Below are 21506 nucleotides of genomic sequence, written 5' to 3'. Positions count from 1 at the left end.
TTATCATAGGTGTTCTTCCGTAACCGCCAGAGCGGAAGAAAACAGCAGCTGATAGTCAACCAATTTCGAGAGGCCGGGTTTTTACCCGGCCTTTTGCATTTCATGCCGCGACAAAGTTCAGGCCGCCGCTGATCCCGCCACCTCGGCCTCATGCGAGCGGATGCCAATCATGTGGCAAATGGCAAACACCAGGTCGGCCCGGTTCATGGTGTAGAAGTGGAAGTCGCTGACGCCGCGTTCGACCAGGTCGAGCACCTGCTCGGCCGCCACGGCTGAGGCGACCAGCGCATGCGTCTGCGGATCGTTCTGCAGCCCGTCGAAGCGCTCGGCCAGCCATGCCGGCACCAGCGCGCCGCAACGCGCCGAGAAATTGGCGACCTGGGTGAAATTATGCACCGGCAGAATGCCCGGCACGATCGGGATGTAGATGCCAGCGCGCCGCGCCCGCTCCACATAGCGCTCGTAGAGATCGTTGTCGAAGAAGAACTGGGTGATTGCCCGCGTCGCCCCATTGTCGGCCTTGCGCTTCAGCATGTCGAAGTCGGTTGCAAAGTCCGGGCTTTCCGGATGCTTCTCCGGATAGGCTGAAACCGAAATGTCGAAATCACCGGCGCTCTTCAGCGCCCCGACCAGCTCGGCGCCGTTGGCGTAGCCGTCGGGATGCGGCCTGTAGGCGGTGCCGACGCCTGCGGCCGGATCGCCGCGCAAGGCGACGAAGCGGGTGACGCCCATGTCGGCGAATTCCCGGACAACGGCGTCGACCTGATCGCGGGCCGCATCGACGCAGGTCATGTGCGCCGCTGGCGTCAGCGTCGTTTCGTTGAGGATGCGCTTGACCGTGCGGGCCGTGCGCTCGCGGGTCGAGCCGCCGGCGCCATAGGTCACCGAGACGAATTTCGGCTTGAGCGGCTCCAGCCGGGTGACGGTGTCCCACAGCCTCGCCTCCATCTCGTCGGTCTTCGGCGGGAAGAATTCGAACGAAACCCGGACTTTGTCGCCGATGTCGGGGCGGCGGGAAAAGCGGAACTGGTTCATCAGGCTATTTCCCCCATCGGGTACGCTTGGCTGGGTTGGCTGTCATTGGACGGGTCGGCGATCAGCATGCGGCGGTCGCGGCCGAGCCACAGCTTGACCGTGAGCCTGGCCTCGTTGCCGCCGCGCGGCTCGAACTCCTGGCTGTCTTCGAGCGCGAGCCCTGCCTCGGCGAACCACTCGGCGATCTGCCGGTCGGAAAAGCCGAGCCTGGCATGCGCGTGCTGGTCGCGCAGGAACTCCAGCGTATGCGGCGCGAAATCGACGATCACCAGCCGGCCCGCCGGGCGCAGCAGCCTTGCCGCCTCGCGGATGGCGCGGGCCGGATCATCGAGATAGTGCAGCACCTGATGGATGGTGACGAGATCGAAGGCGTCGCGCTCGACGGGCGGCGCGAAGATATCGCCCTGCCGCACCTGCGCATTCGAAACGCCGGCCTTGTCGAGATTGGCGCGCGCCACGGTCAGCATCTCGCGCGACATGTCGATGCCGACGCCGCGCCGGTAAAGCGGCGAAAAGATTTCAAGTAGCCGCCCGGTGCCGGTGCCAAGGTCAAGCATCGACTGGAACGGCCGCTTGCCGACCAGCTTCAGCAGCGCCGCTTCCACGGCGCGATCCGGCACGTGCAGCGAGCGGATATGATCCCAACTCGCGGCGTTCTCGGAAAAGTATTCGGCGGCGCGGTCCTGGCGCTTGCGCTTGACCGACGCCAGCCGCTCGAGGTCGCGCTCGATCTGCGGATCGGCGCCGCGGATACCTGAGATCAGCCTGATCACGAAATCACGGGCCGAATCCGTATCCGAAAGCCGGAAGAAGGCCCAGGAGCCCTCCTGGTAACGACCGATCAGCCCGGCCTCCAAAAGCAGCTTGAGGTGGCGCGACACGCGCGGCTGCGACTGGCCGAGGATTTCGGTAAGATCGGAAACGGTAAGGTCGCCGCGCGACAAGAGTGCCAGAATACGGAGCCGGCTCGATTCGGCCGCCGCCTTCAGAGTATCCACCATTGTGTCGAGCGAGACATGCATGAGCGCTTCTCTTATGAAAAAGATATAAACATATGTTTATGTCGAATTTGACAACCATGCAAGGCCCATGTCGCTTCCTGACAAGAAAATGACGCATGCATGACCCGCAGACGGAAAGCGGTTTTCGAATGAACGAGGCGAAGACCATGTTCGAGACGCGCAGCGGCGAAAGGCTTCTGGAAACCGATCCGGCCGATATGCCGCCGGATGGCCATGTCGTCTTCATCGGTCGCATCGCCTCGCCATGGACGAGCCGGGAAACCTGCCCCAAGAACATGAAGGCCGCGCGGGAGGCAGGCCGCGGTGCCACACTGCTGGTCGACCCACCTTATCGCGACGGTCTGCCGGGATTGGAACGCGCCAGCCACATCATCATCCTGTCCTGGCTCCATCATGCGCCGCGGACTCTGATTGTGCAGAAACCCCGCCATGCCACTGAACCGAAAGGCGTTTTCTCGCTGCGCTCGCCTGCCCGGCCGAACCCTGTCGGCTTGCATGTGGCGAAACTCGTCGGGCTCGACATCGGCAGCGGCCGCATCGAACTCGACGCCATCGACGTGCTCGACGGCACGCCCGTCATCGACATCAAGCCGTACTTCGCCTCGACCGACTCGTTTGCCGATGCGACCATTGCCGGGCGGGACGAGCCATGAAAGCGCCGACCAACCGCCGCCGCGCCATCGCCAAGGCGCTGACCACGCTTTTGCCGCTGGCGCCCTATGCCGACATCGAAAAAATCCGTGCCGACGCCGGCAGGGCGCATTTGCACAATCTGCCGTCGTCGATTTCCGTCTGGCTGGCAACCATCGCCCATATCCGTCACGTCCACACCGACTACGAAAAGCTGCTGGCGGAAGGCTACGACCGCGACTCGGCGCGTTTCTTCGTCATCGAACAGACCAACATCGTGCTGACCCGCTGGCGCGCCACGCGCCTGCTCGATTCCGACGACGAGGAGGAATAGCGCCAGAGCATGATCCCGAACCGGAGGTCAGCGTAGCAGAAAGTAGGATCCGGTTTCGGAAAAGATCATGCTCAAACAAAGAGATAGAGCGCCATCCCGATGCCATCGGGATGGAACGGGCTCTAGGAGCCGCTACTGCCGGGTCAGCACGGCGACGGCGTTATAGGGCTGGCCATCCGCCTGGCCGACCCAGACCCAGGACAGGTTTCCCTTGAAGAACCTGACGGTGATCGTGCCGCCATCGACGCACTTGTCCTGACCATAGGTGATGCTCTCACGGAACTCCGCCGAGCTGTCGTCCCTGGAAAGCTGGGTCAGAGATCCACCGCAACTGAGCGACGGATAGTCGATCGACGCGCCACTGTCGTTGATGGTCATGGCAATCGACCAGTCAGCGCCGGCAGCCCCGGCCGGGCTTTGATGGCCATTGCCGACCCAGGTGCCGGTCAAGGATGGCACATTCACCACGCAAGGGACGTTCTGGAAGATCGGCGTCAACTCGCTGCCCGTCTTCTCGCAGCGATATGTCTGGCCGCTTTGACATAGCTCCTCGCCTTCGCGCGTGCACTGGGCGAAGGCTTCGCCGCTGCTAACGAAAACGATCATCGCAAAGATGATTGCACCAAGCCCTGTATGCCTGTCCATGTCCCCTCCGGCCTGACAGTCTCGCCGGCAACCGTAAGGGAAAACCAATATTCCACCTAGAACAAAGAGCGCCGCTTAGGTGGCTCTATGTAACCCGCTGAGCGGCGCTAGGCTGACCATGGATCGGGCCATGGACAAGGAGAGTTTGCGATGAGCCGAAACGTTGCAACGGAGCGAGCCATGCCGCTGCCGCCTCTTTCCGAGCGCCACATCGACCCGCATTCCTACCCCGACGGCGTCGCCTTCCTCGATGGCCAGTATCTGCCGATGTCGCAGGCCAAGATCTCGGTGCTGGATTGGGGTTTTCTGCATTCGGACGCCACCTACGACACGGTGCATGTCTGGAACGGCCGCTTCTTCCGTCTCGACCTGCATCTCGACCGCTTCTTCGGCGGGTTGGAGAAGCTGCGCATGGCGATCCCGTTCGACCGCGACGGCGTCGCCGAGATCCTGTACAATTGCGTCGCGCTGTCAGGCCACCGCGCCGCCTATGTCGAAATGCTGTGCACGCGCGGCGCTTCGCCGACCTTCAGCCGCGACCCGCGCCAGGCAATCAATCGCTTCATGGCCTTCGCCGTGCCCTTCGGCTCGGTCGCCAATGCCGAGCAGTTGCAGCGTGGGCTCAATGTGGCGATCAGCGACAAGGTGCGCATCCCGCCGGCCTCGATTGACCCGTCGATCAAGAACTACCACTGGCTCGACCTGGTGCGCGGCCTCTACGACGCCTAGGATCGCGGCGCCGAGACGGCGTTGGTCCTCGACTTCAACGGCAATGTTGCCGAGGGCCCTGGCTTCAACGTGTTCTGCGTCAAGGACGGAACGTTGAAAACGCCGGCCGTCGGCGTGCTGCCCGGTATCACAAGGCGCACCGTCTTCGACCTCTGCGCCGAGGCAGGGCTTGCCGCTTCGGCCGCCGACGTCAGCGTCGCCGCGTTGAAGGCAGCCGATGAAGTTTTCATCACCTCGACCGCCGGCGGCATCATGCCGGTAACCGTGATCGATGGCGCCCCGGTCGCCGACGGCAAGGTCGGCCCGATCACCAGCCAGCTGATGGCGCTCTATTGGCAACGGCACGAAGACCCGGCCTGGTCGAGCCCGGTACGCTATCCCTGATCAACAGGTGTCCTGTTCAACAGGACGTCCTGGCCAAAAAGAATCTCCTCCGCCTCTGGAAAATTACGGGATGCACCGTATATGGCAAAAACGGAGAAGCCTCCGTTTCCATCCAAAATTCACGGCTCGCATGGGCAAGGATCTCAGATCATGACAAGCAAGGTTTGGTTCATCACCGGATCGTCGAAGGGCTTTGGCCGCGTTTGGGCCGAGGCGGCGCTCGCACGCGGCGACCGAGTTGCGGCGACGGCCCGTGACGCCGGCACGCTCGCCGATCTCGTCACCAAATATGGCGACAACATCGCCGCGATTAAGCTCGACGTCACCGACAAGAAGGCCGTCGATGCCGCGATTGCCGAGGCGCACAAGCGCTTTGGGCGGCTCGACGTCGTCATCAACAATGCCGGCTATGGTCATTTCGGCGCCATCGAGGAAGTCAGCGAACAGGAAGCCCGCGACCAGATCGAGACCAATGTGTTCGGCGCGCTTTGGGTCACCCAGGCCGCTTTGCCGATCATGCGGGCGCAGCGTTCCGGCCACATCATCCAGATCTCGTCGATCGGCGGCGTGAACGCCTTCGCCTCGCTCGGCCTCTACCACGCCTCGAAGTGGGCGCTGGAGGCGTTTAGCCAGACGCTCAGCCTCGAGGTCGCGGAATTCGGCATCCATGTCACGCTTGTCGAGCCGGGCGGTTTCTCCACCGACTGGGCCGGGCCGTCGGCCAAGGTTTCCAAAGCCATCGAGGCCTACGCGCCCGCCCGCTCGGCCATGGCCGAGCGCCGCAGCCACGCTGTCCCTGGCGATCCTGAGGCCACCGGGCCGGCGATGCTTGAGATCGTCGATGCGGCCGAGCCACCGCTCAGGGTGTTCTTCGGTGACGGCGGCCTGCCGATGATCCGCCAAGAATACGCCAACCGCATCGCCACCTGGGAAAAGTGGGATCACGTTTCCATCATGGCGCAAGGCGAAAACAAGAACCGCAAGGCGGCCTGACGCCTATCTTTCTTCTTGAGCATGATCTTTTCCGAAAACCGGATTCCACTTTTCGGGATCATGCTCTAGATCCGGCTGCGTCGCCTCACGGCGCAGCCTCTCCCTATTGTGGAAACTAGGCCCGGTAGATCCACTGCTCGGGCACGCGCACCGAGATCTCCTCGCCGGCAACAATCGTGCCCGGCTTTTCCACCCAGGCGACAAGGCCGCGCAGCCGCTTCGCCGCCTTTGGAAAGGCCAGCGCGCCGGCCTCGTGGTCGGCCATCCCGGCATTCTCCGCGACCGAGCGCCCGGCAATGCGGCAGGGTCCGTTCTGCGCATCGACCTTGATCGTCACGCCACCCCTGAAGAAGAGTAGCCGGCTGGACCTCCCCGCAGGCTCTTCGACCGAGGACGGTCTCACGTCAAGCCGCCCTTAGGTACTCCTCGCGCTCCTCAGCTTCCCTCACGGTGTCTGTCCGGGTCCACCTAATGACCCCGTCAAGGTCCCTATAGCGTTCGATCCTGTAGCGCCCGAAGTGTGTCTGAAGATACCAGTCCCGAAGGCCGTTGATGCCAATCTCGGTCTTGCTGGTCTTGATCGTAATGAAGTTCTGCATTTGCCGTTGCTCCTGTTGCTCCGCTCAACCGTTGAGGCGGTCGTGCCGAGAGAGATACGGGTGAAGGGTAGAGGCCGTCAAATCAAATAAATTCAATGCGTTAGCGGGATAGTTCCCTTAGCGGAGCCTTCCCGGAAATGGGCGATACTTCACTGTTCGCAGCCCGGTCACGTCGCTGTCCGTAACGTCGATCCTCGCCCATGCGCCTATGGTGCGGTCTCGCTTCCACATTGGCACGTCCCCTATGGTGACCCTGACCGGCTCGCTGGGGTCGACCCCGCGTTTGACCAGTTCCCGGCACAAGACCGGAACCGGGTCCTTGCGCGTCGTGGTCCTCTCGATTTCCTCGCCCCATAGAATGGTGGCGGCAGTGTATGATCCTCGATATTCGATATGTAGCATTTGCTCCTTTGCGATATGCCCCGCTGAGGGGCGATTGTCTCTGGACGGTAGATCGTACCGGCGAGACCACGAACGCGCTCTGGCGGTCGTACCGCACAGCGTTCTGATGGTGTTTGATAAGAGGCCCCGGAGAGGGCTTCGAGCTTGGGGCTTGGTGGTTGCCGTAGTGGCGACCTAACCCCCTCCGGGGAAGCTGTGCGGACCCTACAGGCCCATGTCGAGGCGCATCTTCGCTGCGGCCCTCGCGTGGTCGATCAGACGGGACCAGTCACCGGCCACGACAGCACGGCGGAACGCGGGGAAGTCTTCCTCCGCAATGTGTTCCTGCCACTGGTCCATGGTGAGCCCGACAGGCCCCAGCACGTTGCGTTCAATGTGTTGCGTGAAGGCTGCCTCGACTACCTGAACCTCCAGTTCATCGAACCTCGCAGTCACCCCGGAAAGGAGCAAACAGGGCGACATAAGGCAGTCGCTGACGGGATCAGCTTGGGGGAAAGCCGTGCCAACGGTCGCCTTAACGTGCATCTGAAGGCTCACGCACAGGGAAACCCGAGGGGGTGGCAGGGGGGTTTTGCGCGTGTGCGTCTTATCTGATGGCCCGCGCGGATTTTTATCCAGAAACATTCCTAGGTGACGGGCCACATGGGGATGGTAGTCTGGCAAATCAACACAGGGTGAGGGCCATGAGCAATCCACTTTCAGGACTTGAGCTTGACTACTGGTACAAGGGTTTGATCGTTGCGGGTGTGGTCGCGTTGATAGCCAGCATCACGGCGGGCAATGTGAATTGTATACTCTCGTTTCTCGGGTTCACTTTCGTGGGGTTTGGCGAGTGGATAAATCACCCTAAGAGACAGGCCTTCATACCCGCTACGGCCTATGTCCCCGGCGGTATATTGACGATCCAAACGAGAGAACAACACCCCCTTGGGCTGGCAATAGACATGGCCGGGGCGGCGCTGATTTGCATAGCTGTGGTTCGGGCGCTTCTACTCTGAGGTCGCGCCTTAGACGCTACGGGTTGAACACCTTCCGCATGACCCCTATGCCCCCTTCGGCCACGCATACATGAACCCCGCCTCTTCACCGGGGGCGTGTTTCCATGCCAACCGAAGGGTCCCCGCATCGGGGTCCAATGTCGCGGCCGCAAAGAGGCTTCTGAGCAGTGCATTAGCTGCCCTGAAGTCACCCTCCCCCAATCGGTCGTGGAGGTCTGCCGCTTGGTTCTGCAATCGGTTCCCCATCGATGCGCTGACCCGCTCGCCTACCTCGACCATCTTCAGCCGCACCGCATCGCGTTCCCGCTCGGTGGCCCTGACAGCCTCCATGAGCGCGGCTGATGGTGAACGCTTGAGGTCGTCAACAATGACGTCGATTGCGTCTGTAAGCCCTTCCTCCTGCCCCAGTAGCCGGTCCCACTCGTCTTGAATTGCATCATCCGGGGACGGAAGGTCAGCAATGAACTTGTACCGGCTGGAGACGATAGCCTCCTCGACCGGCTCATACCGGATGGACCAGTAAGGATGACCCGCCGCCCCATAGCGGGCCTTTGAGCAGACAAGGTAAGAGTTCCCCGGTGTTGTCCCGTTGTGGGTTGGTCGACTACCCTTCCTGATCAAGGACCCGTCGCATCCGGCATGGTGGCAACGGCCAATACCGGCGAGAAGACTTCCGGCCTTCCTATCGCTACTGAACGAGCGTCGGCCACCTATGACGGCCCGTGTTCGCGCCCATGTCTCCGTGTCGATAATTGCGGGGAAGTAGCCGTCTATCGGGTCGGGCATGGCCTTGGTTCTAAGACGACCGACAACAGCCTCGTTCCTAAGGAGCTTGCTGATGGGGGACCCACCCCAATACTGGGCTGCCTGTTTGGTGGGAGAGGAGGTTGACGGGAACGTCTCGACGCCCTCCCGGTTCAACACCCCAGCGATCCCGGCCTGACCCATTCCGTCCAGCGTCATCTGGTATATGCGCCGGACCACCTCAGCCCGCTCCTCGATCACCCTAAAGTCCGGCCCCGGTGTGAGCCAAGGGGGACCCAGACGGGTCAGCTTATGCCCGCCTTCACGCGCCTTACGCCGCTTCTCTGCCCATACATCCTTGAGCCTACCGGCTTTGACCCGGCTCTCCTCGTTCGACCGAAGGAAGCCTAGGACAATCTCAAAGATGCCGAATGGGTCGGTCGTTAGGCTCTCTTGGGAATACGCCTTCTCGTTGCTGAGGGTGACGATGGTGATGCCACCCAGTAGAAGCTGAGTGAATAGATTGTTCGCTTGCAGGATGTCAGCCCGAGACAATCGGTCGACATTCTCGACCAAGAGATATGAGCCTCTCGGGATGTCGCGGTGCTGGACAAGGTCAAGGAAGTTCCCAAGCGCGGAGAGCGGTCCTAGGTTCGCGCCATCGAAAGCGGACTTCCCTAGGTCCTGCATGTGCAGCATATCGTCCAGCACAAGGCCGTGCTTGGCTGCATACGCTTGGGCCTTCTCGGTCTGCCGTCTAAGGCTGTCGCCCTGGCTTTGTTCGGGTGTCGAGAAGCGAACGTAAGAGAATGCCTTGGGTCTGGTCTTTAGCATGGCTGGAAGGGTCCCCGCTGAATTGGACCCCTCCATACCACGCTTAGGATTGAAGGTCTATCTGGTCACTCTTGAAAAACAGCAGCGTGCCCGAGGGCAGCATGGAAAGCTGCGGCACGCCCTCGATCAGCAGATTGGCGCCGATCCATTCCGGCTTGATCTCCTTGAGGCTCATCCGCTCAGCCACAATGGCGAGTTCGTCCGCCGCCACGATCGACAATTGGCGTTCGTTGCGCATCTCGGTGCCGCGCGGATACCAGGGCTCACGCCCGCCGGAGCGCCGCGTGGCGCCGGCATGGAAATCACCGTCGATGCCGTCGAAGCCGAGTTGCAATTCTTCCACCGGTCGCGTTTCGAAGTGATCGAACGGCGCGACGTAGAGCGCCGCCACTTTCGCCGCGAGCTTTCGCGCCGGCAGGATTTCGACCGGATTTTCGGTCTCGGCAAAGAGATCCGCCATGGCTTCATTCCTTCTGCAAGACGAACCGCAATTAGCCGCAGCCTGTGGATCGGGTCCAGTCCAAAGCGCTGATGATCCGATCGAGCCGGCTGATGGGATGCTTCACCGATCACGATCTTCTTACCGCCAATCGCGCATCCGCAGGCTCGGCCCCGTATTGCCGCCGTGCTGCGTCGACTTGATACTGGCGCTCGGAGGAGACGTTCATCATGCATCCCGCACCTGCGATCGCAGCACTTTGGCTGATCTGGGTCGTGTCCTGGCTCGTGGCCGCCTTCTGGTCCGACCCCGTTAAGAAGCGCGCCGGCTTGCAGACGGAACTTCGCTATCGCATCCTGTGGCTGTTCGGTACGATCCTGCTGTTCGTTCCGGCGCACGGCTATGCCGGCCTGCTGCGGCTCTGGACGCCCAACCTCACCGAGGCCTGGATCTGCGTTGCGCTGATCGCGACCGGCCTCGTCTTCTCCTGGTGGGCCAGGCTGCATCTCGGCCGGCTGTGGTCGGGCACCATCACCGCCAAGGCGGATCACCACGTGGTCGACACAGGACCCTATGGCCTGGTCCGGCACCCGATCTACACCGGCCTGCTGCTGGCGGTCCTTGGCACCATGGCGGCCAAGGGGACGGTATGGGGCATTGCCGGTGCCGCCCTGCTCACCATCGGTGCCGTTGTGAAGGCAAGGCTGGAGGAACAGTTCCTGCGCGGCGAGCTGGGCACCGCCTACGACGATTACGCCAGGCGGGTGCCAATGCTGGTGCCGTTCGCGCCGAACTAAAGCATGCGCAGCAGCGCGCCGCCGATCGAATATCCCGCGCCGAAGGCACAGAGCAGGCCGTAGTCGCCGGGCTTCATGTCGGCGTGGTTCTCGGACAGCGCGATGATGGCGCCGGCGCCGGCGGTGTTGCCAAGGCGCTCCAGCACCATCGGCGCGCGATCATGATCGACCTCATGGCCGAAGGCGAGTTTCAGGATCATGGCGTTCATGCGCGCATTGGCCTGATGCAGCCAGAAGCGGCGGATGCCTTGCGGCGTCAGCCCGTGCTCGGCCAGGAATTCGACGATGAATTTGTGGCCGGCGACGGTGACTTCCTTGAACACCTTGTTACCGACCTGCTTGATCAGATTGCCCTCCAGATTGATCATGTAGGGATCATCCTGGGCGGTGCGCGTGTGGTAGCCGAGATTGGTGCGGATGTTGTTCGACATCTGCGTCCAGGTGCGGGTGTCGAGCACCTGGAAACGCCCCGGCCGCTTCTCGCCCTGGTCGAGCCCCTCGACCACCATCGACACCGAAGCATCGCCGAATATGAAATGCGTCTGCCGGTCGCGGAAATTGAGATGGCCGGTGATGATCTCCGGCGTCGTCACCAGCACGCGCTTGTGCGCGCCGGCCCGCACCAGATTGACGGCGATGTGCAGCGCCGCCGCGGCCGACGAGCAGCCAAGCCCCATATCGAAGCCGGCGCCTTTGGTGCCCAGGGCTTGCTGCATCTCGATGGCGATCGCCGGATAGGGCCGCTGGTGGTGCGAGGCCGAGCAGATCACCAGGTCGATATCGGACGGCTTCAACCCGGCATGGTCGAGCGCCTTCCTGGCCGAAGCAACGCCGAACTCAGCCTGCAGCGACAGCGCATCGTCGGGCCGCGCCGGTATGCGCGGCGCCATCCGCGTCGGGTCGAGAATGCCTTCCCGCTCGATCACATGGCGGGTCTGGACGCCCGAGGCATGGACGATGAAGTCGCTGTCCGACTTCTGCAGCAGCGTCTCGCCCGTAACGGAGCGGCGCGCATTCTCCATGTCGACCCAGGCGTTGAAGCTGGCGACCAGTTCTTGATTGGTGATCTTGGGTTCAGGGATTTCGACGCCGATGCCGCTGATGATGACGCGATGCATTTCCAATCCGTCCCATGCGCGGGCGTTGCGGGCTTGATGTGGGCGCATAGACGGCCCGGTGCAACCCTTGTCGCATTTAGCCGGTTTATGCCAGCTTAAACCGCCATTTCCCGTTGCTATCGCGGTGAGTTGACCGACACGCGGTCAGGCCCGCTTGGCGACGATGAAGATACGGGGGAAGCGCAGCAGGACCTTGCCATCCGCCGTCCTCGGATAGGCCTCTGCGATCTTGGCCGTGTAATGGTCGAGGAACATGGTCTTCTCGTCCGCGGCGAGTGGATCGAGGAAAGGCTTCAAGCCTGTCGACTTCACCCATTCGACGATCGCTTCAGCATCGGCCAGCGGATGGTTGTAGATCGTGTGCCAGATTTCGAGCCGGTCCGCGAGCGGCGACAGAAGGTCATAGTAGAACGAAACCGGCGGCAGTTGTCCGCGCGCCGCGCCCTTGAGCTTTGCGGAAAACGGCATCTCCGCCGCCGTGTCGCGCATCAACTGGTGCGAAGGCTCGCCGAGATTGTCCGGCATCTGAATGGCAAGCGCGCCGCCCGGCGCCAAGAACCCTGTCAGCCGCTGGAACACAGCCGGATGCTCCGGCAGCCACTGGAACACCGCATTGGCGAAAATCACGTCGACCGGTTGCGCCGGCTGCCATGTTGCCGCGTCCGACAGTTCGAAGGTGACATCAGGCAGGCGAGCCCTCGCCTTCTCGATCATGTCGGGCGAAGTGTCGAAGCCGCTGATCTGGGCATCCGGCCACCGCTTGACCAGAAGCTCGGTCGAATTGCCCGGGCCGCAGCCGATGTCGACGACCCGTCGTGGGAAATCCACCGGCACTTGCGCGACCAGATCGCGCGCCGGGCGCGTGCGCTCATCCTCGAACTTCAGATATTGGGCGGCGGACCAGTCAGCCATGTCAGCTCCTCAGATCATCTTGAGAATTCGCCGCCCCGACAAATATCCTATCGCGTCAGCCTCTTATACGTCATCCGGTGCGGATTGACTGCGTCCGGCCCGAGCCGGCGGATCTTGTCCTGCTCGTAGTCCTCGAAATTGCCCTCGAACCACTCGACATGGCTGTCGCCCTCGAAGGCGAGGATGTGCGTCGCCAGACGGTCGAGGAACATACGGTCGTGCGAGATGATGACGGCGCAGCCGGCGAAGCTTTCCAGCGCGTCTTCGAGCGCCGCCAGCGTTTCCGTATCGAGATCGTTGGTCGGTTCGTCGAGCAGCAGCACATTGCCGCCGGTCTTCAACATCTTGGCCAGATGCACGCGGTTGCGCTGACCGCCCGACAGATTGCCGACCTTCTGCTGCTGGTCCTGGCCGCGGAAGTTGAACGACGAGCAATAGGCGCGGGTGTTGGCCTCGTACTTGCCGAGCTTGACCACTTCGGCGCCGCCCGAGATCTCTTCCCACACGGTCTTCGACGGATCGAGTGCGTCGCGGCTCTGGTCGACATAGCCGAGCTTGACCGTCTCGCCGACGCGGATCGTGCCGGCGTCAGGCTTTTCCTGGCCGGTGATCATCTTGAACAGCGTCGTCTTGCCGGCGCCGTTCGGGCCGATGACGCCGACGATACCGCCCGGCGGCAGCTTGAATTCCAGGCCCTCGATCAACAGCGTGTCGCCAAAGCCCTTCGACAGGTCGGCGACCTCGATCACCACATTGCCGAGGCGCTCGCCATGCGGAATGACGATCTGCGTGTCGGTCGGGCGGCGGCTGTCGGCGGCGACCAGCAGATCCTCGAACGCCTTGATACGCGCCTTCGACTTGGTCTGGCGGGCCTTTGGGCTGGACTGGATCCACTCGCGTTCGCGGCCGATGGCGCGCTGGCGGGCGTCGTCCTCGCGGCCTTCCTGCTTGAGCCGCTTGGCCTTGGCTTCGAGGTATTTGGTGTAGTTGCCCTCATAGGGAATGCCGCGGCCGCGGTCGAGCTCGAGGATCCAGCCGGTGACATTGTCGAGGAAGTAGCGGTCGTGGGTGATGATCATCACCGCGCCTGGATAGGCGCGCAGATGCTTTTCCAGCCACGCCGTGGTTTCGGCGTCGAGATGGTTGGTCGGTTCGTCGAGCAGCAAAAGGTCAGGCTGACGCAGCAGCAGCTGGCAGAGCGCGACGCGGCGGCGCTCGCCGCCTGACAGCTTGGTGACTTCAGAATCCTTGGGCGGGCAGCCCAGCGCTTCCATCGCCATCTCGACCTGCTGTTCGAGATCCCAGAGATTCAGCCGGTCCATCTCGTCCTGGAGCTTGGCCGACTCGTCCGCCGTCTCGTCGGAATAGTTCATCATCAGTTCGTTGTAGCGCTCGATGATGGCGGTCTTGGCGGCAACGCCTTCCATGACGTTCTCGAACACGGTCTTCTTCGCATCGAGCGCCGGCTCCTGCGCCAGATAGCCGACGGTCGCCCCCTCGGCCAGCCACGCCTCGCCGTTCCAGTCCTTGTCGATGCCGGCCATGATCTTTAGGATCGTCGACTTGCCGGCGCCGTTGGGGCCGAGGATGCCGATCTTGGCGTCGGGGTAGAAGGACAGATGGATATTCTCGAGCACCTTCTTGGTGCCGTAGGCCTTGTTGAGGCCGGCCATGTGATAGATGAACTGGCGTGCCACGCGCGCTTTCCCTGATAGTTGACCGAAAATGTCGGATTGAATGGAGGTTGCGCGCTATGTAGGCGATGCCGGGCCGAACGGCAATCGCTTTCGCAGGCCTCCGGTCATTCCCGAAGCTTTCGCCAGGTGCGCGGCATCGGCGGCTGACGCCAGCAGCGGGTGGAACGACAGCCCAACCTGCCTATTGGAAGCCGATCGGGTCGACCGTGCCCTTTGGGCAGCCAGCCTTGGTCGTCGGCGCCGAAGCCTGCATCAGGTCGCCGAGCGAGCTGTTCGGGCCGATCGGGCCGGCCAGGCCGAGCGTCAGTTCGCCGATCAGGCGCCTGCCGCTCGACGGGTCGACCAGGCAGGACACCCGGACCCTGTCGCCTGCTCCGGCGCCGAAGGTGCTGTCGAAGGCGTTGCGGATCTGGTCCGACGTCACTTGCTTGCCGACATTCTTGGTGAAAAGCTCGCGCACCGGCGACGCGTTCACCACGCGCATCAGGTTCAGCGCGTCGGCAAAATACTCCTGCTGGCCCTTGCCGTAGCAGGTGCCATGCTTGATCCATTCATGTCTTTCGAGATCGGACTTGGTGCCCGGCATCACCTGATCAAGCTCCGCTCGCGTATCCGCATCGAGGTTGACCGGCGGCAGGTCCCGCCAATGGGCCGGGTTGTCATTGGCCTTGTCACTTGCCGCCACCTGGCAATAGAAATTGCCATTCGGCTGCGGCCACAACCCATGCAAGGTGAAATGCGTCGCCTCGAACCCGGCCGGGGCCTGCGCCTGGCATTCTGTCTTGTTGGACTTGGTTTCGCAGAAAGCCGGCTGCCAGCTCAGCGCGAAGACATATTCAGGTCTTCCAGAGGCCGGAGCCGACGGCTTGGTCTGATCGGCCGGCGCCGGCGTGGTGGCGGCACTGCCGCCGGTGACGTGGCCGCAGCTGATCTTCACCCAGCGGCGTTCCGGATCGGCGCCCGGCACCAGGATGAGATAATGCGTCGGAGTGTCCTTGTTGCCGGCGAGCAGCTGGTAGCTCTGTCCGGTCTCGGTCGAGACATTGCCGGGGTTCTTGCGGCTCTTGATCGCTTGCGTCGCCGGACAGGCGGTGTCGGCCACGAAGGAGCCGCTCATCTTGACGTCGGCATGCGCGGCACCGGCCAGCGAGGCGACCAAAAGGGCCAAAACGAAAGCAAAAACTGTCCGCATACCCTTGCCCCGGCTGGAAGATACTGCGCCACACACTGCCTTTGTCTCCGTGTCAGAATTGCGATAGCGCGCCACAAGATCAAGAAACATTCACAACTCGGAATCGCCGTGCCGGATTGACGCAAAACCGGCGTCGGCGCAAACAAAACTCTTGTGAGCGCGAAAGGCGCGAGGGGGACCAAGCGACAATGCCATTCAGCCAACAGCGCCTGGTCAAATCGCCGACCGGCGCTGATCTCAACCTTTATGTAAAGCACGCCGACGGCCAGCCGCGCGCGGTCGTTCAGATCAATCACGGCCTGGCCGAGCATGCCGCGCGCTACGCGCGCTTCGCCGATTTCCTTAGCGAGCGCGGTTTTCACGTCTACGCTCACGACCATCGTGGCCACGGCGCCACCAAGGCGCCCGATGCCCCGCTGAGCCGGTTTGCGGACAAGGATGGCGTTGCCAAGGTCGTCGCCGATGTCAACGCCATCCACGACTTCATTGCCACGGAGCAACCCGGCCTGCCGGTCATCGTCTTCGGCCATTCGATGGGCGCGTCCGTCGCGCTCAATTTTGTCTTGGCGCACTCAGCGCGCATCCATGCCGCCGCGATCTGGAACGGCAATTTCTCGCAAGGCCTGCTCGGCCAGTTGGCACTCGCCATCCTGGCCTGGGAACGATTCCGGCTCGGTTCCGACGTGCCGTCGCGCATATTGCCGAGGCTGACCTTCCAGGCCTGGGGCAAGGCGGTACCCAACCACAAGACGCTGTTCGACTGGCTGTCGCGCGACGAGGCCGAAGTGGCGAAATACATCGCCGACCCGCTGTGCGGCTGGGATGCCTCGGTGTCGATGTGGCGCGACGTGGTCAACATGGCACAGCACGGCGGCAAGGACTCGAGCTTTGCCAGCGTGCGCTGCGACCTCTTTGTAAACCTGGTCGGCGGCGAGAAAGATCCTGCATCCGACTACGGCAAGGCGGTCGGCCACCTCGCGAAACGCATGCGCGGGATGGGTTTTTCGAATCTGGTTTCAAAGGTTTACGCCGAGACCCGCCACGAAAGCCTGAACGAGGTCAATCGGGACGTCGTCATGAATGACTTCGCGGCATGGGCCGAAACTGTCCTGAAGCGATGAGGGCTTGGCCCAGCGCAAGGCTCGTGACAGCGGCGACAGGGGTTGGTAGAGGCTGCGGTTCCGACCAATTTGGTGATCCATGACTGAGCCTCCCCTGAAAGGCATCCGCGTAATCGAACTTGCCCGCATCCTTGCCGGGCCGTGGGCCGGGCAGTTGCTGGCCGATCTCGGCGCCGACGTCATCAAGGTCGAAAGCCCCGATGGCGGCGACGACACCCGCAAATGGGGGCCGCCCTTCGTCATGAGCCATGACGGCGAGAACTTGTCGGCCGCCTACTACCATTCCTGCAATCGCGGCAAGCGTTCCATCGCCGTCGATTTCTCGACGCCCGAAGGCGCCGAGACGGTGCGCCGGCTGGTCGCGACGGCAGACGTGATGATCGAGAACTTCAAGCTTGGCGGCCTCAGGAAGTATGGGCTCGACTATGACAGCCTGCGCAAGATCAACCCCCGCCTGGTCTATTGCTCGATCACCGGGTTCGGCCAGGACGGACCTTACGCGCCGCGCGCCGGCTACGACTTCATCATCCAGGCCATGGCCGGCATGATGTCGATCACCGGCGAGGCCGGCCGCGAGCCACAGAAGGCCGGCGTCGCCATCTCGGATCTCTTCACCGGACTTTATTCGGTGATCGCAATCCAGGCGGCGCTTCGCCATGCCGAAAAGACCGGCGAAGGCCAGCATATCGACATGGCGCTCTTTGACAGCCAGATCTCGGCGCTCGGCAACCAGAACCTCAACTATCTGGTGTCCGGCAAATCGCCGGTGCAGATGGGCAATGCGCATATGAACATCGCACCCTACGAGGTGGTGCCGGTCAGGGATGGCCATATCATCCTGGCAGTCGGCAATGATGGCCAGTTCGCCAAGTTCTGCGCTGCCGTCGGCCTCGACGATTTGCCTGCCAATCCCGATTTCGCCACCAATCCCGCCCGTGTCGCCAACCGTGCGAAACTGCGCGAGCGCATGATCGAGACGCTGAAGAATATCGATCGCGATCCGCTGCTGGCGAAACTGGAGGCCGCAAGCGTGCCGGCAAGCCCGATCAACACCATCGGCCAGATGTTTGCCGATCCGCAGACGATCGCGCGCGGCATGCGCCTCGACCTGGAAGATGGTCATGGCAATGTCTTGCCCTCGGTGCGGGCGCCGATGGTGATGTCCGGTACTCCGCTCATCTATGAACGCCCCTCGCCGCGTCTTGGCGAACACACCGAAGAGATCCTTGCCGAACTGGAGACGTCGGGACAATGAAGACAGGCGGACAACTGATCGTCGACGCGCTGGAAGCCAACGGCACCGACCGCATCTATTGCGTGCCGGGTGAATCCTACCTGGCGGTGCTCGACGCGCTGCACGATTCAGCGATCCGCACCATCGTCTGCCGTCAGGAGGGCGGTGCCGCGATGATGGCCGACTGCCATGGCCGCCTGACTGGCAGACCCGGCATCTGCTTCGTCACCCGCGGCCCCGGCGCCACCAATGCGTCTGCCGGCATCCACATCGCCATGCAGGATTCGGTTCCCGTCATCCTGTTCATCGGCCAGGTGGCCAGCCACGCCAAGGAGCGCGAGGCTTTCCAGGAGGTGGACTACAAGCGCTTCTTCGGCGACATCGCCAAATGGGTGGTCGAGATCGACGATGCCGCACGCATCCCCGAATTCGTCACCCGCGCCTTTGCCGCGGCAACGTCCGGCCGTCCCGGCCCGGTGGTCATTTCGCTGCCCGAGGACATGCTGACCAGTCTGGTCGAGGCGCCTGCCGCCATCGCCCATACCCCCGTCGAAACGCGACCGGGCGAGGCAGAACTCGAGGCGCTACAAACGCTCCTGACCAAGGCCAAGTGCCCCTTCGTCATCCTTGGCGGCACGCGCTGGGATGCTAACTCAGTGGCGCAGATGCGCACGATCGCCGAGGCATGGTCGCTCCCGGTCGGCTGTTCCTTCCGCCGCCAGATGCTGTTCGATCATCTGCACCCGAACTATGCCGGCGATGTCGGTATCGGCATCAATCCGAAGCTGGCGACCGCGATCAAGCAGGCCGATCTCGTGCTGCTCATCGGCGGGCGCATGGGCGAAATGCCTTCCTCCGACTACACGCTGCTGAAAAGCCCCTATCCCGACCAGACGCTGGTCCATGTTCATGCCGACGCCGGCGAGCTCGGCCGCGTCTACCGGCCGGCGCTGGCGATCAACGCCTCGCCGTCCGCCTTCGTTGAAGCCTTCGCCAAACGCAGGCCGTCCGCGACGACAACCTGGGCAGACGAGACACCTAAGCTGCACGCCGCCTATCTCGACTGGTCGACGCCGCCGGAAAGCGGTCCCGGTTCCGTCCAAATGGGGCCGATCATGAACTATCTGGAAAAGGTGCTGCCCGACGACGCCATCCTCACCAATGGCGCCGGCAACTACGCCACCTGGGTGCATCGCTTCCACCGCTTCCGCCGCTTTGCCACGCAGGCCGCACCCACCTCCGGTTCGATGGGCTACGGCACGCCGGCGGCGGTCGCCGCCAAGGAACTTTATCCGGATCGCACCGTGGTCGCCTTCGCCGGCGATGGCTGCTTCCTGATGAACGGGCAGGAATTCGCCACCGCCGTGCAATACGACCTGCCGATCGTCGTCGTGGTCGTCAACAACGGCATCTACGGCACCATCCGCATGCACCAAGAACGCGAATATCCGGGCCGCGTCGTCGCAACGGACCTCAAGAATCCCGACTTCGCGGCGCTCGCTCGAGCCTATGGCGGCCATGGCGAGACCGTCGAAAAGACCGCCGATTTCGCCCCGGCCTTCGAACGTGCCCGCGCCAGCGGCAAACCGGCGATCGTCGAGATCAGGCTCGACCCGGAGGCGATCACGCCGACCCGCACGATGACGCAGATCCGCGACAAGGCGTAAGCAGCAAAAAGGGGCGGTCGCCCGCCCCGTTCTGCCGACAGAACTACATCGCCGCTGCCGCCGCTTTCTCGATTTGCCCGCGGATCTCGCCGTCCTTGTTGGCGGCGGTATGGATGTTGACATAGTCCTTGCCGGCCATCAGATCGGCAGCCTGGTCGTCGGTCAGGACTGCCGACCCCTTGATCGGGCTCTTCAGCTTGCCCTTGAAGGGGATCGCCACGCCTGCGTTCTCGCCCATTGCGGCCGGACCATGGATGTGCGCCGCCGTCGCCGCGCCGCTGAGACCGGAATATTTCACGTTCCAGCTGAGCTTCTTGCTGGTGGTGTCAAACGTCAGCGTCGCTGTGCCCTTCCCCTTGGTGGTCACCGCCGGGTTCTGCTGACCGCCGTCGAGCGTCGCTTTCATCTTCACCGTTTCGGCCAGGGCCGGCGATGCGAACAGGAAAGCCGTCGAAACGGCGAGCGCCGACAATGTCGGCGCGAGGGACTGGATGCGCATGAAAGATCTCCGTTGGGGCGTATCATCCTTGAAATGGATGCACCGGCATAACGGTTTACCGAACGGATGTTTCCCGGGGTAACGCCGATGTGACATCGCAGAAAGGGCAATCGCCTGCCCTTTTCCGGATTTCCGCGAAGGCAATGATCAGACGGCTGCCAGCGCCTGCGTCAGGTCGGCGATCAGGTCGTCGGGGTGCTCGACACCGATGGACAGCCTGACCGTGGTCTCAAGCACGCCGATGCGCTGGCGCACGTCGAAGGGAATGCCCGAATGGGTCATGGCCGCCGGGTGGCTGGCCAGCGATTCGGTTCCGCCGAGGCTTACCGCCAGCTTGAAGATCTGCAGGCCGTTCAGAAAGGCGAAGGCCGCTTTCTGGCCGCCGCGAATATCGAAGGAGAATGTCGAGCCGGCGCCGCTGCACTGTAACCGATAGGCGCGGCCTGCAGGCGTATCCTCGCCCAGGAACGGCAGATAATGTACCTTCTCGACCTTGGCATGATCGCGCAGGAATTCGGCGACCAGGCGCGCATTGTCGTTCGCCCGCTCCATGCGGATCGACAGTGTCTCCAGCGAACGGCCGAGCATCCAGCAGGAATGCGGGTCGAGCTGCGTGCCGATCGCGCCGCGCAGCGCCTTGATCGGCTTGGTGACCGCCTTGCCGCCCATGGCAGCCCCTGCGATCAGGTCGGAATGGCCGCCGACATATTTGGTCAGCGAATAGACGGAAACATCGGCGCCATGTTCGATAGGCCTCTGGAACACCGGGCCGAGCAGCGTGTTGTCGCAGACGATGATCGGCGTCGACCCTTGCCTGGCGCCGAGCTCGTCGGCGATCGTCCGCATCAGCACGATATCGACCAGGCTGTTGGTCGGATTTGACGGCGTCTCGATCAGGATCACCGAGACGCGGCCCTTCGCGACTGCAGCGTCGGCAGCCGCGCGCACCGCCGCCTCGTCGACGCCGTCCGCGAAACCGACAGCGCCGATGCCGAAGCCGGCAAGCGTGCGCGTCAGCAGCGTCTCGGTGCCTCCATAGAGCGGCTGCGAATGCAGGATGACGTCGCCCGGACGAGCATAGGCCAGCAGTGTCGTCGCGATCGCCGACATGCCGGACGAGAACAGGATGCAGGCATCCGTCCCCTCATAGACCGCCAGTCGGTCCTCGACGATTTCGCTGTTGGGATGGTTGAAGCGCGAATAGACCAGGCCGGAAGTCGTGCCGCTCGGCGGTTCCTTGCGGCCGGAGGTGTAGTCGAAGAAATCCCGCCCCTCTTCCGCCGACTTGAACACGAAGGTCGAGGTGAGGAACACCGGCGGCTTGACGGCGCCCTCCGAAAGCTGCGGATCGAAGCCATAGCTCAGCATCAGCGTCTCCGGGTGGAGCTTGTGGTTGCCGATATGGGTTTTCGAAGGGCGTGGCGCGGTCATAACTTTTCCTGCTTTTCGAGAAGTATCGCACGGCAATTTATGCCATCTCG

The 21506-nt window shown here is 62.8% G+C and carries 20 protein-coding genes and 3 pseudogenes; 9 read left to right on the top strand and 14 right to left on the bottom strand.

Annotated features, from left to right (window positions below; genetic code table 11):
- Positions 1-117: 117 nt before the first annotated feature.
- The gene (metF, locus tag AC1RUK_RS06615; RefSeq protein ID WP_481836272.1) at positions 118-1035 is read right to left on the bottom strand and encodes a methylenetetrahydrofolate reductase [NAD(P)H]; all 918 of its coding nucleotides are present in this window, start codon (positions 1033-1035) and stop codon (positions 118-120) included.
- The gene (locus tag AC1RUK_RS06610; protein ID WP_481836273.1) at positions 1035-2057 is read right to left on the bottom strand and encodes an ArsR/SmtB family transcription factor; all 1023 of its coding nucleotides are present in this window, start codon (positions 2055-2057) and stop codon (positions 1035-1037) included. Before AC1RUK_RS06610 ends, metF begins: the two co-directional genes overlap by 1 nt.
- Positions 2058-2203: 146 nt before the next feature.
- Here AC1RUK_RS06610 and tsaA point away from each other — a divergent pair, with 146 nt between their 5' ends.
- Both tsaA and AC1RUK_RS06600 read left to right on the top strand, forming a co-directional pair.
- Positions 2204-2710, top strand: a complete 507-nt coding sequence (gene tsaA, locus AC1RUK_RS06605; RefSeq protein WP_481839560.1) for a tRNA (N6-threonylcarbamoyladenosine(37)-N6)-methyltransferase TrmO — start codon at positions 2204-2206, stop codon at positions 2708-2710.
- Entirely contained in the window at positions 2707-3021 is a 315-nt protein-coding gene (locus AC1RUK_RS06600) for a DUF2293 domain-containing protein (protein WP_481836274.1), read from the top strand. Before tsaA ends, AC1RUK_RS06600 begins: the two co-directional genes overlap by 4 nt.
- Positions 3022-3153: 132 nt before the next feature.
- Here AC1RUK_RS06600 and AC1RUK_RS06595 read toward each other — a convergent pair whose 3' ends face one another.
- Entirely contained in the window at positions 3154-3666 is a 513-nt protein-coding gene (locus tag AC1RUK_RS06595) for a hypothetical protein (RefSeq protein ID WP_481836275.1), read from the bottom strand.
- Between the two features lie 150 nt (positions 3667-3816).
- Between AC1RUK_RS06595 and AC1RUK_RS06590 the strand changes: the two are divergent.
- Positions 3817-4779 (top strand): annotated as a pseudogene (locus AC1RUK_RS06590) (aminotransferase class IV).
- Between the two features lie 150 nt (positions 4780-4929).
- Positions 4930-5772 (top strand): SDR family oxidoreductase, encoded by an 843-nt coding sequence (locus tag AC1RUK_RS06585; protein WP_481836276.1) that lies wholly within the window; start codon positions 4930-4932, stop codon positions 5770-5772.
- 115 nt (positions 5773-5887) lie between these two features.
- Here the strand turns inward: AC1RUK_RS06585 and AC1RUK_RS06580 are convergent.
- The 3 genes and pseudogenes from AC1RUK_RS06580 to AC1RUK_RS06570 all read right to left on the bottom strand — a co-directional run.
- A pseudogene (locus AC1RUK_RS06580) lies at positions 5888-6139 on the bottom strand (MOSC domain-containing protein); the annotation flags it as partial.
- 37 nt (positions 6140-6176) lie between these two features.
- The gene (locus AC1RUK_RS06575) at positions 6177-6371 is read right to left on the bottom strand and encodes a hypothetical protein (RefSeq protein ID WP_481836277.1); all 195 of its coding nucleotides are present in this window, start codon (positions 6369-6371) and stop codon (positions 6177-6179) included.
- A gap of 606 nt (positions 6372-6977) precedes the next feature.
- The gene (locus AC1RUK_RS06570) at positions 6978-7298 is read right to left on the bottom strand and encodes a hypothetical protein (RefSeq protein ID WP_481836278.1); all 321 of its coding nucleotides are present in this window, start codon (positions 7296-7298) and stop codon (positions 6978-6980) included.
- A gap of 158 nt (positions 7299-7456) precedes the next feature.
- Between AC1RUK_RS06570 and AC1RUK_RS06565 the strand changes: the two genes are divergently transcribed.
- Positions 7457-7771, top strand: a complete 315-nt coding sequence (locus AC1RUK_RS06565) for a hypothetical protein (RefSeq protein ID WP_481836279.1) — start codon at positions 7457-7459, stop codon at positions 7769-7771.
- A gap of 45 nt (positions 7772-7816) precedes the next feature.
- On the opposite strand, the gene AC1RUK_RS06560 is transcribed toward AC1RUK_RS06565, so the two are convergent.
- Positions 7817-9349, bottom strand: a complete 1533-nt coding sequence (locus tag AC1RUK_RS06560) for a recombinase family protein (protein WP_481836280.1) — start codon at positions 9347-9349, stop codon at positions 7817-7819.
- A 70-nt stretch (positions 9350-9419) separates the two neighbouring features.
- Positions 9420-9809: pseudogene (locus AC1RUK_RS06555) on the bottom strand (MOSC domain-containing protein); the annotation flags it as partial.
- A gap of 209 nt (positions 9810-10018) precedes the next feature.
- Between AC1RUK_RS06555 and AC1RUK_RS06550 the strand changes: the two are divergent.
- Complete coding sequence (locus AC1RUK_RS06550; RefSeq protein WP_481836281.1) at positions 10019-10585, top strand: methyltransferase family protein; 567 nt, start codon at positions 10019-10021, stop codon at positions 10583-10585.
- Here AC1RUK_RS06550 and AC1RUK_RS06545 read toward each other — a convergent pair.
- The 4 genes from AC1RUK_RS06545 to AC1RUK_RS06530 all read right to left on the bottom strand — a co-directional run bounded on the left by AC1RUK_RS06545 (position 10582) and on the right by AC1RUK_RS06530 (position 15504).
- Entirely contained in the window at positions 10582-11703 is a 1122-nt protein-coding gene (locus tag AC1RUK_RS06545; protein WP_481836282.1) for a beta-ketoacyl-ACP synthase III, read from the bottom strand. The two genes, AC1RUK_RS06550 and AC1RUK_RS06545, sit on opposite strands and share 4 nt — an antisense overlap.
- Before the next feature lie 144 nt (positions 11704-11847).
- Positions 11848-12615: a trans-aconitate 2-methyltransferase gene (tam, locus tag AC1RUK_RS06540; RefSeq protein ID WP_481836283.1), complete on the bottom strand. Its 768-nt coding sequence runs from the start codon at positions 12613-12615 to the stop codon at positions 11848-11850.
- Positions 12616-12662: 47 nt separating this feature from the next.
- Positions 12663-14312 carry an energy-dependent translational throttle protein EttA gene (ettA, locus tag AC1RUK_RS06535; protein WP_006204177.1) on the bottom strand — a complete coding sequence of 550 codons (1650 nt, stop codon included), beginning with the start codon at positions 14310-14312 and terminating at the stop codon, positions 12663-12665.
- A gap of 181 nt (positions 14313-14493) precedes the next feature.
- A complete protein-coding gene (locus AC1RUK_RS06530; protein WP_481836284.1) occupies positions 14494-15504 on the bottom strand; it encodes a ribonuclease T2 family protein in 1011 nt (336 codons plus the stop codon).
- Positions 15505-15692: 188 nt separating this feature from the next.
- On the opposite strand from AC1RUK_RS06530, the gene AC1RUK_RS06525 reads away from it, so the two are divergent.
- The 3 genes from AC1RUK_RS06525 (at position 15693) to AC1RUK_RS06515 (ending at position 19526) form a co-directional block, all read left to right on the top strand.
- Positions 15693-16625, top strand: coding sequence for an alpha/beta fold hydrolase (locus AC1RUK_RS06525; RefSeq protein ID WP_481836285.1), 933 nt, complete (start codon positions 15693-15695; stop codon positions 16623-16625).
- Between the two features lie 79 nt (positions 16626-16704).
- The gene (locus tag AC1RUK_RS06520) at positions 16705-17880 is read left to right on the top strand and encodes a CaiB/BaiF CoA transferase family protein (RefSeq protein WP_481836286.1); all 1176 of its coding nucleotides are present in this window, start codon (positions 16705-16707) and stop codon (positions 17878-17880) included.
- A complete protein-coding gene (locus AC1RUK_RS06515) occupies positions 17877-19526 on the top strand; it encodes a thiamine pyrophosphate-binding protein (RefSeq protein ID WP_481836287.1) in 1650 nt (549 codons plus the stop codon). The genes AC1RUK_RS06520 and AC1RUK_RS06515 overlap by 4 nt, the downstream gene beginning before the upstream one ends.
- 43 nt (positions 19527-19569) lie before the next feature.
- Here AC1RUK_RS06515 and AC1RUK_RS06510 read toward each other — a convergent pair whose 3' ends face one another.
- Positions 19570-20025 carry a CHRD domain-containing protein gene (locus tag AC1RUK_RS06510; RefSeq protein WP_481836288.1) on the bottom strand — a complete coding sequence of 152 codons (456 nt, stop codon included), beginning with the start codon at positions 20023-20025 and terminating at the stop codon, positions 19570-19572.
- A gap of 147 nt (positions 20026-20172) precedes the next feature.
- Positions 20173-21456 carry a cystathionine gamma-synthase family protein gene (locus AC1RUK_RS06505; protein WP_481836289.1) on the bottom strand — a complete coding sequence of 428 codons (1284 nt, stop codon included), beginning with the start codon at positions 21454-21456 and terminating at the stop codon, positions 20173-20175.
- Between the last annotated feature and the right edge of the window lie 50 nt (positions 21457-21506).

Source organism: Mesorhizobium monacense, assembly GCF_056781675.1.
This window is presented reverse-complemented; position numbering and strand designations above follow the sequence as displayed.